General features: G+C 69.3%; 14 protein-coding genes and 1 pseudogene. 10 read left to right on the top strand and 5 right to left on the bottom strand.

Going from position 1 to position 14433, the window contains the following annotated elements; all coding sequences use genetic code 11:
* Positions 1-8: 8 nt before the first annotated feature.
* Genes GIY23_RS17745 through vapC form a run of 3 tightly spaced genes read left to right on the top strand, consistent with a single transcriptional unit; the run spans position 9 to position 1144 of the window.
* Positions 9-500, top strand: coding sequence for a GNAT family N-acetyltransferase (locus GIY23_RS17745; RefSeq protein WP_154077691.1), 492 nt, complete (start codon positions 9-11; stop codon positions 498-500).
* A gap of 27 nt (positions 501-527) precedes the next feature.
* A complete protein-coding gene (locus GIY23_RS17740) occupies positions 528-743 on the top strand; it encodes a type II toxin-antitoxin system VapB family antitoxin (RefSeq protein ID WP_154077690.1) in 216 nt (71 codons plus the stop codon).
* 2 nt (positions 744-745) lie between these two features.
* Positions 746-1144 carry a type II toxin-antitoxin system VapC family toxin gene (vapC, locus tag GIY23_RS17735; RefSeq protein ID WP_222850186.1) on the top strand — a complete coding sequence of 133 codons (399 nt, stop codon included), beginning with the start codon at positions 746-748 and terminating at the stop codon, positions 1142-1144.
* Between the two features lie 36 nt (positions 1145-1180).
* On the opposite strand, the gene GIY23_RS17730 is transcribed toward vapC, so the two are convergent.
* A complete protein-coding gene (locus tag GIY23_RS17730; protein WP_187352187.1) occupies positions 1181-1834 on the bottom strand; it encodes an ACT domain-containing protein in 654 nt (217 codons plus the stop codon).
* 425 nt (positions 1835-2259) lie between these two features.
* Between GIY23_RS17730 and gatC the strand changes: the two genes are divergently transcribed.
* The 6 genes and pseudogenes from gatC to GIY23_RS17700 all read left to right on the top strand — a co-directional run bounded on the left by gatC (position 2260) and on the right by GIY23_RS17700 (position 7871).
* A complete protein-coding gene (gene gatC / locus GIY23_RS17725; protein WP_154077688.1) occupies positions 2260-2559 on the top strand; it encodes an Asp-tRNA(Asn)/Glu-tRNA(Gln) amidotransferase subunit GatC in 300 nt (99 codons plus the stop codon).
* Positions 2559-4073: an Asp-tRNA(Asn)/Glu-tRNA(Gln) amidotransferase subunit GatA gene (gene gatA, locus GIY23_RS17720; RefSeq protein ID WP_154077687.1), complete on the top strand. Its 1515-nt coding sequence runs from the start codon at positions 2559-2561 to the stop codon at positions 4071-4073. Before gatC ends, gatA begins: the two co-directional genes overlap by 1 nt.
* Complete coding sequence (locus GIY23_RS17715) at positions 4070-4264, top strand: hypothetical protein (RefSeq protein ID WP_154077686.1); 195 nt, start codon at positions 4070-4072, stop codon at positions 4262-4264. The genes gatA and GIY23_RS17715 overlap by 4 nt, the downstream gene beginning before the upstream one ends.
* Positions 4261-5766, top strand: coding sequence for an Asp-tRNA(Asn)/Glu-tRNA(Gln) amidotransferase subunit GatB (gene gatB / locus GIY23_RS17710; RefSeq protein WP_154077685.1), 1506 nt, complete (start codon positions 4261-4263; stop codon positions 5764-5766). Before GIY23_RS17715 ends, gatB begins: the two co-directional genes overlap by 4 nt.
* Before the next feature lie 301 nt (positions 5767-6067).
* Positions 6068-6868 (top strand): annotated as a pseudogene (locus GIY23_RS17705) (MCE family protein); the annotation flags it as partial.
* Between the two features lie 205 nt (positions 6869-7073).
* Positions 7074-7871 (top strand): IS5 family transposase, encoded by a 798-nt coding sequence (locus GIY23_RS17700; RefSeq protein WP_154076931.1) that lies wholly within the window; start codon positions 7074-7076, stop codon positions 7869-7871.
* Positions 7872-8367: 496 nt separating this feature from the next.
* Here the strand turns inward: GIY23_RS17700 and GIY23_RS17695 are convergent, their stop codons facing one another.
* Together GIY23_RS17695 and GIY23_RS17690 are read right to left on the bottom strand one after the other, a co-directional pair.
* A complete protein-coding gene (locus GIY23_RS17695) occupies positions 8368-9540 on the bottom strand; it encodes a PQQ-dependent sugar dehydrogenase (protein WP_228717366.1) in 1173 nt (390 codons plus the stop codon).
* A 62-nt stretch (positions 9541-9602) separates the two neighbouring features.
* Complete coding sequence (locus GIY23_RS17690; RefSeq protein WP_154077684.1) at positions 9603-10550, bottom strand: alpha/beta fold hydrolase; 948 nt, start codon at positions 10548-10550, stop codon at positions 9603-9605.
* Positions 10551-10661: 111 nt separating this feature from the next.
* On the opposite strand from GIY23_RS17690, the gene GIY23_RS17685 reads away from it, so the two are divergent.
* On the top strand, positions 10662-11396 hold the full coding sequence (locus GIY23_RS17685) for a DoxX family protein (RefSeq protein WP_154077683.1): 735 nt from the start codon (positions 10662-10664) through the stop codon (positions 11394-11396).
* Between the two features lie 65 nt (positions 11397-11461).
* Here GIY23_RS17685 and ilvD read toward each other — a convergent pair whose 3' ends face one another.
* Positions 11462-13306, bottom strand: coding sequence for a dihydroxy-acid dehydratase (gene ilvD, locus GIY23_RS17680; protein ID WP_154077682.1), 1845 nt, complete (start codon positions 13304-13306; stop codon positions 11462-11464).
* A gap of 207 nt (positions 13307-13513) precedes the next feature.
* Complete coding sequence (locus GIY23_RS17675; RefSeq protein ID WP_154077681.1) at positions 13514-14230, bottom strand: PH domain-containing protein; 717 nt, start codon at positions 14228-14230, stop codon at positions 13514-13516.
* Between the last annotated feature and the right edge of the window lie 203 nt (positions 14231-14433).

Here is a 14433-nt window from a genome sequence, read left to right as displayed (position 1 = left end):
ATCGGTTCATGCAGACGAGGACGATCCGACGGGCGCAGCCGGAGGAGTTCGACGCGGTGGGCGCCCTGACGGTGCGGGCGTACGTCGAGGGTGGCCATCTCGACGGCGACGAGGACTACACGGAAGTGCTGCGCGACGCGTCGGCGCGCGCCGAGAAGGCGACGCTGCTGGTCGCGGTGGAGGGCGACTCCGTGGTGGGGACGGCGACCTTCGCGATGCACGGCAGCGGGTGGGCCGAGGCTGCGCGGCCGGGGGAGGCAGAGCTTCGGATGTTGGCGGTCGTGCCCGAACACCATGGCAGCGGGGTCGGCCGGGCGTTGCTGGAGGCGGTCGTCGCCGAGGCGCGTTCGTACGAGCTCGACCGCATCGTGCTGTTCAGCCAGGAATCGATGACTCAGGCCCAGGCCATGTACCGCCGCAGCGGTTTCTACCGTCGTCCCGAGTACGACTGGCGACCGCTGCCTGAGGTCCGCCTGCTCAGCTTCGCTCTCGATCTCTGATACACCTTCGTGGTGTATTCTTGGTGTATGACGAGAACGAACATCGACATTGATGACGAGTTGATTGCCAATGTCATGGATCGCTACCGCCTGGGGTCGAAGCGTGAAGCCGTGGACTTCGCCCTCCGTCGAGTCGCGAGACCGCGACTGACGACGGAAGCTCTCGAGTCGTTGCACGGCATCGGTTTCGACCTCGATCTGGAGGAACTGCGTGGGGGTAGCCGGGTGATCGAGTGGGAGTGATCTTGGTCGACACGTCCGTGTGGATCGAATGGCTCCGCGCTACCGGTTCGACCGCGGACAAGGCAGTTCAGGAGCTGCGCGGGGAACCTCAGCTTCTTGCCACCACTCCGCCCGTGCGGATGGAGGTCTTGGCCGGTGTCTCGCCACGCCGTGTGGCCATGGTGAGCGATGTTCTGGACAGTGCTGTGCCGCTTGCGGTGGAGTCGTACACCGACTTCGACACGGCCGCTGAGCTGTTTCGGGCAGCTCGGGCGACAGGGAGAACCGTGCGTTCGTTGCTGGACTGTGTCATTGCGGCCGTGGCGATCCGGGAGCAGGCCACGCTGCTGCACCGGGACCACGATTTCGTCGTGCTCAGCGAGGTGGCACCCGGCCTGGTGTGTCATTCCACAGTTGAGTGAGATCCACCGACCGACGCTGGCGCGCTGTGCCCGTGCTCAGCCTTCGAGGACCACGGAGACGATGCCCGCGAGGTGGGCCAGCCGGGCGACCTCCGCCTTGCGAAACACCGGGCCGCCGGGCCGTCCGGCCAGCAGGACCCGGTCGGGCTTGCCGATCGGCGTGGCGGCGAGCTCGGTGGCCAGCTCCTGCCAGGTCTCGGGCACCCAGTGGCCGTCGGAGTCGAGGATCGTCGCCCGCGCCAGCGGCAGCCAGGGCAGTTCGAGGTAGCCCTCCTGCGGGGCGGACTGGCTCGCGGCGAGCTGTTCGGCACCTCCGGAGCGGTGACCGAACACCATCGCCCAACCCGATCGAATGATCTTGGGCACGCCTTCGGCGAGGATCTGCAGTCCGTTGGCGGGCTCGGCGGCGATCTCTTCGACGAGCTCGAGCTCACGGTGCGTGTCCAGCACGCCTGCGTAGGGACGCACGGCGTCCACCACGACGCCGTCGATGGACTCGGCGGCGGTGATGAGGACGTCCGGGAGACGGTTTCCGGACAGTTCCACGACCATGTCGTCGACGGCCATGTCCTGGCCGCGTTCGACGACGTCGACGCTGAGTATGTCGGCGCCGATCTCACCCAACGCGGAGGCCACCGCGCCGAGGGTTCCCGGACGGTCCGGCACCTGCACCCGGATCAGGAAGGACACCGGACTCCACGCCTCCAGCTTCGTGCACGGCACCTCGCCGACCGCGCTCCTCGAACATGGCGCACGGACCCGTCTGAGGACAACCGTACGAGCAAGCCGTGTCGGATTGTGACAGACGTTCCCGGTGCCGCTGATCCCACGTCCCCGTCGGAGTCGAGCCCTGCCGGGCACGAGTCGTCGGGGGCGTGCGCCGCTCCCATCCTGCTCTCCCGGTGTGTCATCTCGGGAACATTCCCCCTACGAACGAGTCATGCCCGGCCGAAGTTCCTCCCGGCACCGGCGTTGAGGCGAACGGCACTTTCGCCCCACCGGACGAGGCGAAAGTGCCGTTCGCCCCGGTCATCCGGACCCGGCCAGGCCGCCGGTGGCGGGAGCCATAGACTGAGGTCACCAGCAACGTCGGACCCGAGCAGGGAGTCTCCGCAGTGTCAACGATCTCCCGTGACGAGGTGGCCCACCTCGCCGGCCTGGCCAGACTGGCCGTCACCGAAGAGGAACTCGACACCTTCGCCGGCCAGTTGGACCAGATCCTCGACGCCGTCGCCAAGGTGGGGGAGGTCGCCTCCGACGACATTCCTCCGACCTCGCACGCGGTGCCGGTGACCAACGTGTTCCGTGAGGACGCGGTCCGCCCGAGCCTGTCCCGCGAGCAGGCGCTCGCGGGTGCCCCGGCGGCCGAGGAGAACCGCTTCCGGGTGCCCCGGATCCTGGACGAGGAGGCGTGATGACCGACCTCACCCGACTCACCGCCGCGGAACTGGCGGAGACGATCCGCTCCGGCGAGACCTCCGCCGAAGACGTCACTCAGGCGCACCTCGACCGCATCGACGCTGTGGACCCGGTGGTTCACGCGTTCCTGCACGTCGGTGCCGACGAGGCGCTCGAGGCCGCGCGCAAGGTCGACGCCGACCGGGCGGCGGGAACCGAGGCGTCCGCGCTCGCGGGTGTGCCGCTGGCGCTCAAGGACGTCTTCGCCACCAGCGACATGCCCACCACCGTCGGCTCCAAGATGCTCGAGGGCTGGCGCCCGCCCTACGAGGCGACGGTGACGCGCAAGCTGCGCGAGGCCGGTGTCGTCGTGTTGGGCAAGACCAACATGGACGAGTTCGCGATGGGCTCGTCCACGGAGAACTCCGCCTACGGCCCGACCCGCAACCCGTGGGACACCACCCGCATCCCGGGCGGTTCCGGCGGCGGTTCGTCGGCGTCGCTGGCCGCGTTTCAGGCGCCGTTGGCGATCGGGACCGACACGGGCGGATCGATCCGCCAGCCCGGCGCGGTCACCGGCACCGTCGGCGTGAAACCCACCTACGGCGGGGTGTCCCGGTACGGACTCGTGGCGTTCTCGTCGTCGCTGGACCAGGGTGGTCCCTGTGCGCGCACCGTGCTCGACGCGGCGCTGTTGCACGAGGTGATCGGCGGCCGTGACCCGATGGACTCGACCTCGATCGACGCGCCGGTGCCGCCGGTGGTCGACGCTGCCCGGCACGGCGCGAACGGCGACCTCAACGGTGTCCGCATCGGAGTGGTCCGGGAGTTCGCGGGCGAAGGGTACCAGCCCGGCGTGGAGCGTTCCTTCCAGGCGGCGGTCCGCCAGCTCACCGACCTCGGCGCGGAGGTCGTGGAGGTCTCCTGCCCGAACTTCGACTACGCGTTGGGTGCCTATTACCTCATCGCGCCGAGCGAGGCCTCGTCGAACCTGGCCCGGTTCGACGCGATGCGCTACGGCCTGCGCGTCGGCGACGACGGCTCGCGCAGCGCCGAGCAGGTCATGTCGCTGACCCGCGAGGCCGGGTTCGGCGCCGAGGTCAAACGGCGCATCATGCTCGGCACCTATGCGTTGTCCTCCGGCTACTACGACGCCTACTACGGTTCGGCGCAGAAGGTGCGCACGCTGATCACCCGGGACTTCGCGGCGGCCTTCGAGCAGGTCGACGTGCTGGTCTCACCGACGACGCCGACCACGGCGTTCCCGATCGGCGAGCGGGTGGACGACCCGATGGCGATGTATCTCAACGACCTGTGCACCATTCCGTCGAACCTGGCGGGTAACGCCGCCATGAGCGTCCCGTGTGGACTGTCCGACGAGGACGGACTGCCGGTGGGTCTGCAGATCATGGCTCCCGCGACGGCCGACGACCGCCTCTACCGGGTGGGTGCGGCCTACGAAGCAGCGCGCGACGCCGCCGACGGCGGTGCGCTGATCAACCGCGTTCCCCACCTGGAGGTGGCCGGATGAACTACAAGATCAAGGCGGCGATCCTGATCGGCTCGCAGGTGGCCTCCGTGGTCGGCCTGCAGAAAAAGATCAAGCAGGCCCGTGAGGACAACGATCGGCTCGCGCTGGCCGACTCGATCATCAGCGGCCTCGGTGTGATCACCGGGCTGGCGTTGGCGTTCCGCACCCTGCGCAGGAAGGAAGAGCTGTGACCGCCGTCGCTGACATCATGGACTACGACGAGGTCCTCGAACGCTACGACCCGGTCCTGGGTCTCGAGGTCCACGTCGAGCTCTCCACCCGGACGAAGATGTTCTGCGGCTGCGCGAACCGCTTCGGCGCGGAGCCGAACACCCAGGTGTGCCCGGTGTGTCTCGGCCTGCCCGGTGCGCTTCCGGTCGTCAACGGCACCGGCGTCGAGTCCGCGATCCGCATCGGTCTCGCCCTGAACTGCCAGGTCGCCGAGTGGTGCCGGTTCGCGCGGAAGAACTACTTCTACCCGGACCAACCGAAGAACTTCCAAACCTCCCAGTACGACGAGCCGATCGTCTTCGACGGCCACCTCGACGTGGTCCTCGATGACGGAGAGACGTTCCGCGTCGAGATCGAGCGTGCGCACATGGAGGAGGACACCGGCAAGTCGCTGCACGTCGGCGGCGCCACCGGCCGGATCCACGGTGCCGAGCACTCGCTGTTGGACTACAACCGGGCGGGTGTGCCGCTGATCGAGATCGTCACCAAGCCGATCGCAGGCGCGGGCGCGCGAGCACCCGAAGTCGCCCGCGCGTACGTCACCGCCTTGCGCGATCTGCTGCGTGCGCTGGACGTCTCGGACGTGCGGATGGACCAGGGCTCGCTGCGCTGCGACGCCAACGTCTCGCTGATGCCGAGGGGCGGCACCGAGTTCGGTACCCGTACCGAGACGAAGAACGTGAACTCGCTGCGCAGCGTCGAGCGGGCGGTGCGTTACGAGATGTGCCGGCACGCGGCGGTGCTCGACGGCGGCGGCGAGATCGTGCAGGAGACGCGGCACTTCGACGAGGCGTCGGCGACGACTTCCGCCGGGCGCCGCAAGGAGACCGCAGAGGACTACCGGTACTTCCCGGAGCCGGACCTGGTGCCGATCGCACCGAGCCGCGAGTGGGTCGAGGAGCTACGCACGACGTTGCCGGAGCTGCCGTGGGAGCGGCGCAAGCGCGTCCAGCAGGAATGGGGGCTCTCGGACCAGGAACTCCGGGACCTCGTCAACGCGGGAGCGCTGGAGCTCATCGTCGCCACCGTCGACGCGGGTTCGTCCCCCGACGAGGCTCGCTCGTGGTGGGTGGCCTACCTGGCGCAGCAGGCGAACCTGCAGGGCGTCGAGCTCGGGGAGCTCGCCATCACGCCGAAGCAGGTCGCGCGGGTGATCGCGCTGGTCTCCGAGGGGACGTTGACGAACAAGCTGGCCCGCCAGGTCGTCGACGGTGTCCTCGCGGGCGAGGGCGAGCCGGACGAGGTCGTCGCGGCACGCGGCCTGGAGGTCGTCTCGGACGATTCGGCGTTGCAAGCTGCGATCGACGAGGCGTTGGCCGCTCAGCCGGACGTGGCGGACAAGATCCGGGACGGGAAGGTTCAGGCCGCCGGGGCGATCGTCGGCGCGGTCATGAAGGCGACCCAGGGGCAAGCCGACGCCAAACGGGTGCGCGAACTCGTCCTCGCCACCTGCGGTCAGTGAGAGTTCCTGGGCGCTGAGGTTCCGCTACCTCTGCTCACGAGTTGAAGTACCTGAAGTCGAGACGCCTCCGCCCCTCGGGCGGAGGCGTCTCGACACTGCTGCCCGTGCACCTTCGGGTTTCTTACTTCCTCTCCACGTCGACGCCGCGTCACCACCCCCTCGGCCGAGCGGCAAATTCGCGCGAATTTGCCGCCTCGGCGACCCGGTCGTGGTGACAGTTGACACACCTCGTGGTCGTTGAGACTGTTACCGCCAGTATCAGTAACTTCCGGTAACGGCATAGTGGCGGGGAGAAGGTGCTGTGCAGCGGACGTGGCGGACGGCTCACCATCGGCATCCCATCGCCACGGCTGTCGCCGGCCTCGGCACCATCGCGACGCTCATCCTCGCGGCCCTCAACGTGCAGAGCCTCCCGCTGATCGGCGACGGACCCGAACACCGCGCACATTTCTCCGAGGTCGCCGGTCTCGCGGTGGACGCGCCGGTGCGCGTCGCGGGAGTGAAGGTCGGCCGGGTCACCGACCTCGAACTCGACGGTGACCACGTCGAAGTCAGCTTCACCGCGGGTGAGACATGGGTCGGCGACCGCAGTGCCGCGGCGATCAAGCTCGGAGGACTCCTGGGCGACCGCTATCTCGCTGTCGAACCGCGCGGCGGTGCCGAGCTACGAGCTCCGATCCCGAGAGAGCGCACCGCCAGCCTCTACGACCTCAGCACCGGCCTGCAGGACCTCAGCCGCAACCTCGGCTCGATCGACACCGAGCAGCTCGCGGGCAGCTTCCGCGTGCTGACCGAGTCCTTCCGCGACACCCCGGACGAGGTCCGCGGAGCCCTTGAGGGGTTGTCGGCCCTGAGCGCCTCGATTGCCAGCCGTGACGACGAGCTGCGGACCCTTCTGGAGCAGACGTCGTCGGTGAGCGGCACCGTCGCCGACCGCAACGCCGAGTTCGAACGACTCCTCGCCGACGGGAACCTGCTACTCGGTGAACTACGGGACCGTCGCGAGTCCGTCGCCACACTCCTCGACGGCACCCGGGAGCTCAGCGCCGAACTCGGCGGCCTCGTCGACGACAACCAGCAGCAGCTCGGCCCGACCTTAGGCGCGCTGGAGCGGGTAGCCGGACAACTGGCCCGCAACGAACAGAACCTGAGAGGCTGTCTTGGATCCCGGTGGTGGGCATGTGAAGGGCCTCTGCTAGTGATCGTGATGCCAGTCATGATCACTAACAGCAGAGGCCCGACTCAGTTTGTACCCCACGACGCCTTCGTCCAGCGCATCGGCCCGCATTCGCCGCTACCCGTCGGACATGACGGACGCCGAGTGGGCAGTGATCGAACCACTGCTGCCCACGGCGGCGTGTGCCAGCCCGGCCGGGGGGCGTCCGGAGAAGCACCACCGCCGCGACATCGTCGACGCGATCCGCTACGTCACCGACAACGGAGTGAAATGGCGCGCGCTTCCCGTGGACTTTCCGCCCTGCAAGACCGTGTACGGCTTTTTCGCTCGCTGGCGCGAGAACGGCACGGTGGAAATAATGCGTGATGCGCTGCGTGAACAGGTCCGCCAGCAGGCCGGCCGGCGCCCGCGGCCCACCGCAGCCGCCATCGACGCGCAATCGGTGCGCGCCGCCGAAACAGTCGGTGACTCCACCCGCGGCTACGACGCCGGCAAGAAGGTCAACGGCCGCAAACGCCACATCGCCGTGGACACCATGGGACTGCTGCTGGTCGTCATGGTCACCGCCGCCAACTTGCAGGACCGGCCCGCCGGGCGCCCTCTGCTGTCGCTGCTGCACCGCGCCCACCACAGGGTGCGCCACATCTGGGCCGACGGCGGCTACACCGGAACCCTGCTGACCTGGGCGAAAACAACCCTGGGCATCACCGTCGAGATCGTGAAAAAACTCGCCGAACAAACCGGGTTCGTGCCCCTGCACCGCCGATGGGTCGTCGAACGAACCTTCGCCTGGATCAGCCAAGCCCGCCGCAACACCCGCGACTACGAACGCCTCCCCGAACACTCCGAGGCCTTCATCAACTGGGCCATGATCACTACGATGAGCCGACGACTGACCCGCCCACAAACGCGGGCCCCCACCCCCTAACCAAGATCAAAGACAGGCTCTGAGACAGAGCATCGACAAGATCGAGCCACTGTTCCGCCTGTTCAGCAACACCATGGGCAACGGGCGGTGGATCGACGTCTACGTCTGCGGCCTGCTTCCACCGGCCGTGGGTCCCGTCAACCCCGAAGGCTGCCGCCCCTGACGGGCACGCTCGTCGCCCCCATCGCCTGCCTCAGAGGACATTGTGGAACTTGGGTGGGGTGGTCCGGTACCGCCGCCCCAGTTCGCGCCTCGCCGCGTTGGGGTCCTCTTGAGTACCACACGTACGCGGCGAGAACCCCTGCCTTGCGAGGCGTGCCCTACGGGCACAAAAGCCAGTTCCCAAATGCCCTCTGATGGAGGCGTTGCGCGCCGCGGTTACTGGCCTCAGGAGGGACTGATCAATCCTTGCCTGCCGACCCGCCCGCCCGTCGCCCGACCACCGCCCCCCATGGAGGCGTTGCGCGCCGCGGTCATGTGCCTCAGGAGGGACTGATCAATCCTTGCCTGCCGACCCTCCTGAGGGGGGCTCGATTCGGATGACGCGGTCGTCGCTGGACACGGGCTCGCCGCCAGCCTTGTTCACGGTTCCCAGCCACAACAACCCGTCCGGCGCGAGCGCGGCGGCACTGAACCGGCCGTAGGTGTTCTCCATGACCTTGGTGGGCTGGCCGGTGAACGTTCCTCCCGGTCCCGGGTTCAGCGAGTACAACGCCGAGGCGTTGCTCAACGACACCAGCACCGTTCCCGGCGCTGCGGCGCACCCGCTCACGCCCGGCCGGTCCGGCCACGTCCATGCCGGAGTGCCGATCGGCTCCCCGGGCGTCACCCGGTGCAGCGCGTCCTGCGGCCCGCCGCGGTCGGTCACCCAATACGACCCCCCGGCGGCACCGCAGATCCCGCCGGGGGAGGCGAGACCGGAGCTCACGACCGGCGAGCCGGGCGTCGGATTCGCCTCGGCGGGCCCTCCGAAACCGTCGATCCGCAGCACCTTGCCCGCCAATGAGTTCGGGTCGCGCGCCGCCTCCACGGACCCGGTGTCCCCGGTCGCGACGATGAGCGCACCACCCGGGTCGGAGAACAGCGAGCCCCCGTTGTTCGACGCGCCCTTCGGGATGCCGGTGAGGATCGGCTTCGGCCGGTCGCCCGGCGCGATCCGGACCACCTGGTTCTCCGTCGGCGTCGAGGCGTAGGCGTAGATCAGTTCGTCCTCGAAGTAGGACGGGGACAGCGCCAGCCCCGTGAGTCCACCACCGCCCGCCGTGTCGACCGGGATCCGCGCGATCTCCAGCGGCTCGGCGTCCTGCTGAACCCGCAGGATGCGTCCTGTGTCGCGTTCGGCGACCAGCGCGCCCTGTCCGTCCGGCAGAACCGCGACCGCCCCGACCGGGGCGAGGCAGGTCGCGACGACAGCGGTGTCCGGGTCCGCACAGCCTTCCGGCGGCGGAGGCTGCTGCTGGCCGGGGTCGCTGCCCTGCTCCGGCGGTGGCGGCTCCTGCCCCTCGACCGACGGTTGTGGTCCCGCTTGCGGTTCCAACGACGGCTGTTCCCGCCAGTTCGTCGGGTGCTGGTCGGGAAACTGTGCGCAGCCGACCAGCAGCGCGCCGGACGCGACGAGAACGCCGAGCACCGCGCGGAGTCGGCGAATGCGCTCAGAAGTGGCTGCCACGAGGCCCGAGGGTATCCATTCCCCGGTGAACGCGGGGTGAGACGTCCGGTTCGGTGAACCGGCTAGTCCGTCTCGAGTGCGGGCAGGTCCTCGGGAACCAGGCCGAGCCTCGCGCAGTCGACCGCGAACTCGCGCCGCAACAGCAGGGTCAGCTCGTCCCGCAGCTCGGCAGGAGCTTCGAGCGGGACGAAATGGGAGGTGTCGAAGATGCGTACCCGCGCCTGTGCGAGCCCGGCCACCGACGCCACCGCGCGCGGCGTGTCCGACAGCAGATCGTGGCGGCCGACGACCAACGTGATCGGGCAACGCACCGCGTTCAGCGGAACGGCGGCGGCGAGCCCGGTCGCCAAGGCCAGCGTGAAGTACCAGCCCCAGTCGTGCCGCAGGAAGCGCCGCATCGCGGCGGTGACGCGCTCCGGGTCGGCGCCTGGCCGCATGAAACCGCTGTGCTGCAACAAGCGCGCCGACAGCTCCGTGGCTGGCATGCGGTGCAAGACGGAGTCCAGCGCCGGACCGAGCAGCCGCAGCGACATGGCGCCGGTGGAGGCGAGGAGTGGGCGCAACGGTGCAGGAACCCCGAGCGTGCCGAACATCGCCTCGAACCCTGCTCCCGGAGTGCCCGCGATCAACAACAACCCGGACACGCGGTCCGGCCGCCTGCGCGCCAGTTCCGCGGCCACCCCGACACCGACCGACCACCCCACGACCGTGCAGCGCGCGACCCCGGCGCGGTCCAGCACGGCGAGCGCGTCGTCGACGTGCTCGGCGAGCGTGATGCGGCTGGGCACCGCCGGTCGCGCTGAGCCGAACGTGCCCCGGTGATACCAGCTCACCACGTGCGAGACGGCTCCCGATTCGAGCAGGTCGGGCCAGGCCTCCGGGGTCGCGCCGAGACCGGGGCACCACAGCACGGTGGACGGCTCTGCGGTGTCGTCGCGATGCTCCCACGCCCGAACGCTGGTGCCGTCCCCTGCGACGACGTCGAACTCGGTGACCGACTCCACGCCCATCGGTTCATTCTGACGCACGCGGTCCGGCGCATTGCGAAGCCATCACGGCGCTGCTGAGTTTCCCGACCACCTCTCGCCCGAGAGGGTGACGATCCCTTACTCTCAGCCATCGTGAGCACCCACGACGATCCCCCCGGTGGCGCGGGCGGCTACCCCGACGATCGCACCGTCCAGAATGCTCCGGCCGGTGCGCGCTCCGGCCGACAACAAGCGGTGTCGGCCCAGACGACACAGATCCGGACCGGCGGCGCCGGCAGCTACGACTCCGTCGACGCCGACTACACCGACGCGGACCCCGGCGTGTACGACGACCGACGCGGCCTCGACTTCTACGACGACGTCGACCGCGGCGCCCGTTGGCACGGCGGTGCGGACCTCGGCCTGCTGGTCCTTCGCCTCGCGCTCGGCGTGATCTTCGGGCTGCACGGCGCCCAGAAGCTCTTCGGCGTGCTCGGCGGACCCGGCACCGAAGGCTTCGCCGAAAGCCTCACGACCATGGGTTTCGAGCAGACCGCCATTCTGTCGCTGGTGACCGGAGCCGCCGAGCTCGGCGGAGGCGCGCTGCTCGTGCTCGGCCTGTTCACTCCGCTCGGCGCCGCCGGGCTCGCCGGGGTCATGGGGCCCGCGATCGCGCTGAACGCCCAGTCCGGGTTCTTCGCCTCGGACGGCGGCGTCGAGTTCGAGGTCTTGCTGCTCTGCGCTGCGGTGGCGTTGATGTTCACCGGCCCCGGCAGGGTCTCCCTCGACAACGGGCGCGCCTGGTACCGGCGTCCACTCGTCAGCGGTTTCCTCGCACTGCTGCTCGCCGCGGGCTCGGCGGCCGCAGTCTTCTTCCTGCTTCGCTGACTCGCCTCGGGTGGTCGCGCGTTCCGCGACCACCCGAGCGGTCGGTGTTCGGCGAGAACGATCCGCTATGTGCCGAGATCGCGAACGGCGCCGTAGGACGCCGAGGTCGCCAGCCGCGCGTAAGCGCGCAGCGCGGTGGTCACCGGCCGCTCCCGGTCGGCCGCCCGCCACGGGTGTTCAGCGGCGTCCATCTTGGACCGGCGTTCGGTGAGCACCTCGTCGTCGACGAGCAACTCCAGCTCCCGGCTCGGGACGTCGATCCGGATCCGGTCGCCGTCCTGGACGAGTCCGATCGCGCCGCCGTGAGCCGCTTCCGGCGAGATGTGCCCGATGGACAGCCCGGACGATCCGCCGGAGAACCGGCCGTCGGTAATCAGCGCGCACTGCTTGCCCAGGCCCGAGCCCTTGAGGAACGCCGTCGGGTGCAGCATCTCCTGCATTCCCGGTCCGCCCGCCGGGCCCTCGTACCGGATGACCAGCACGTCACCCGGCCGGATCTCACGGTTGAGGATCGCCGAGACGGCCTGTTCCTGACTCCCCAGCACGCGCGCCGGACCTTCGAAGGTCCACAGCTCCTCCTCGACCCCGGCGGTCTTCACGACGGCGCCGTCCTCGGCGAGGTTGCCGCGTAGCACCGCGAGTCCTCCGTCGGCGGTGTAGGCGTGCGGAACGGAGCGAATGCAACCACCCTCGCTGTCTGTGTCCAAAGAGGACCACCGATTCTCGGTGGAGAATGCCTGCGTCGTGCGAACCCCTCCGGGCGCGGCGTGGAAAAGCTCGATCGCCCGTGTCGACGGCGACTCGCCACGGATGTCCCATTCGGACAGCCAGCCCGCCAGGTCGGGGGAGTGCACCGAGCTCACGTCGCGGTGCAACAGGCTCGCGCGGTCGAGTTCCCCGAGCAGCGCGGTGATTCCGCCTGCGCGGTGCACGTCCTCCATGTGGTAATCGGAGTTCGGCGCGACCTTGGACAGACACGGCACCGCGCGGCTGATGCGCTCGATATCCTCGAGCGTGAAGTCGACCTCGCCCTCCTGCGCGGCGGCGAGGACGTGCAGGACGGTGTTCGTCGAGCCGCCCATCGCCATGTCGAGGGCCATCGCGTTCTCGAACGCCTTCCTGCTCGCCACCGAGCGGGGCAGGACCGAGGCGTCGTCGTCCCGGTACCACCGTTGCGCGATCTCCACGACCGTGCGTCCGGCGTTCTCGAACAGCTCTCGCCGCAGCGCGTGGGTGGCCAGCGTCGAACCGTTGCCGGGCAAGGCGAGTCCGAGTGCCTCGGTCAGGCAGTTCATCGAGTTCGCGGTGAACATGCCGGAACAGGAGCCACACGTCGGGCACGCGGAACGCTCGACCTCGCCGAGCCCCTCGTCGTCGACCGCCGAGTTCGCCGACGCGGCGATCGTGGTGATCAGGTCCGTCGGTGCCTGTGCGACGCCGTCCACGACGACGGCCTTGCCCGCCTCCATCGGTCCGCCGGAGACGAACACCGTCGGCACGTTCAGGCGCATGGCGGCGTTGAGCATGCCGGGCGTGATCTTGTCGCAGTTCGAGATGCACACCAGCGCGTCCGCCTGGTGCGCGTTGACCATGTATTCGACCGAGTCGGCGATGATCTCGCGCGAGGGCAGCGAGTACAGCATTCCGCTGTGGCCCATGGCGATGCCGTCGTCGACGGCGATGGTGTGGAATTCACGGGGCACGCCGCCGGCTTCCCGCACGGTGCCCGCGACGACGTCACCGAGGTCGCGCAGGTGTACGTGGCCGGGAACGAACTGGGTGTAGGAGTTGGCGATCGCCACGATCGGCTTGCCGAAGTCGCTGTCGGTCATGCCGGTGGCACGCCACAGCGACCGGGCGCCTGCGGCGTTCCTGCCGTGGGTGGTGGTGCGTGAGCGCAACGGGGGCATCGCGGCCTGGATCCTTCCCGGTGTCCGAGAGCAGCGAGAGCGCGCCTTGTGGGCGCAGCACACGTCGCGGTGCCGTGGACGTTACTCCCGGCGCAGGTCCCGGCCTCGGCCGGGGCATTCCCGGTGACACGCTGCCTCGCAGGCGCCGGTGCGATTCCGGCCGACGCGGGCGTGAGCCTTTTCAGTGGTCATAGCCACCAAAAAGACTCACGCCTCTGTGCCGGGGTCGGCGATGCGTCCGCCGCTCATCGCGGCCAGGTTCGGGAGGTTGCGCACCCGCACGGCGGGCAGCGTGACCTCCCGGCCGGACGCGAGGACCAACCGCACCCAGCGGCGCTCATCGAGGCGCAACGACTTGACGTCGTCCCAGCGCACGGTGGTCGTGCGGGTCAGTGAGCAGGCAGCGACGGATTCGGGCGTGACGACCGTGCGGACCCGCAGCACCCAGACCGCCATCCCGATCGGGACCAGGAACAGCAGCGCCAGCCACCAGCTCGACAAGGCGAGCGGGCTCATGCACACCGTCACGATGATCACCGCGATCAGCGAGGCGCCGGTGATCCGGAACGTGAGCTTGTCGGGGAGACGCCGCACGGCGGTCTCGTACTCCGCGGTCGCCTTGTTGCCGATCGCGGTCGCCGCGGCGGGCGCGGCAGTGGCCTCCGCATCGCCGGAGCCGGCAGCGCCGTCGGACGCGGCCCCATCCAGCTCGGCTTCTTCGGACGCAGCCTCGCCCGGGGTGTTCTCGGGGGCGTCCGCCCCTGAGGACTCCTCGCTCGCGGAGTCGTGGCCGGTGCCGGCCGACTCCGTCAGCACGGTCGTCTCGGCGTGATCCGTCGACGACTCGCCGACGGTGCGGTCCTGGAGGTGCGGGACCTCATCGGCTGCGTGGGTGTTCTCAGGATCTGCGGCGGACTGGCTCACGATGCGATGGTCTCACCCGACGTCGCAGCGCACTCCACCTGGTCGGGGCGCACGGCGGGTCACACCGGCGTGTCCACCATTCGGGAACGATGTCCCGCTGGTTGACTCCGTGCGAGGGAGCGTCTAGGTTCGGACGCATGCTGCGACTCAACGAGCTTCTCGTAATTTCCAGGCGCGTCGACGCCTAGGAAACGCAGCATCGA

Source organism: Allosaccharopolyspora coralli, assembly GCF_009664835.1.
Taxonomy (GTDB): Bacteria; Actinomycetota; Actinomycetes; order Mycobacteriales; family Pseudonocardiaceae; genus Allosaccharopolyspora; species Allosaccharopolyspora coralli.
The sequence above is the reverse complement of the archived record's forward strand: the minus strand, read 5'-3'. Positions and strand labels throughout refer to the sequence as shown.

Bases quoted from the DNA above. Each gene is read 5' to 3' on its own strand.
- GIY23_RS17745 (WP_154077691.1), top strand. From the start codon at position 9: ATGCAGACGAGGACGATCCGACGGGCGCAGCCGGAGGAGTTCGACGCG.
- gatA (WP_154077687.1), top strand. From the start codon at position 2,559: ATGACCGACCTCACCCGACTCACCGCCGCGGAACTGGCGGAGACGATC.
- ilvD (WP_154077682.1), bottom strand. From the start codon at position 13,306: ATGCCCCCGTTGCGCTCACGCACCACCACCCACGGCAGGAACGCCGCA.
- GIY23_RS17700 (WP_154076931.1), top strand. From the start codon at position 7,074: ATGACGGACGCCGAGTGGGCAGTGATCGAACCACTGCTGCCCACGGCG.
- GIY23_RS17715 (WP_154077686.1), top strand. From the start codon at position 4,070: ATGAACTACAAGATCAAGGCGGCGATCCTGATCGGCTCGCAGGTGGCC.
- GIY23_RS17690 (WP_154077684.1), bottom strand. From the start codon at position 10,550: ATGGGCGTGGAGTCGGTCACCGAGTTCGACGTCGTCGCAGGGGACGGC.
- GIY23_RS17740 (WP_154077690.1), top strand. From the start codon at position 528: ATGACGAGAACGAACATCGACATTGATGACGAGTTGATTGCCAATGTC.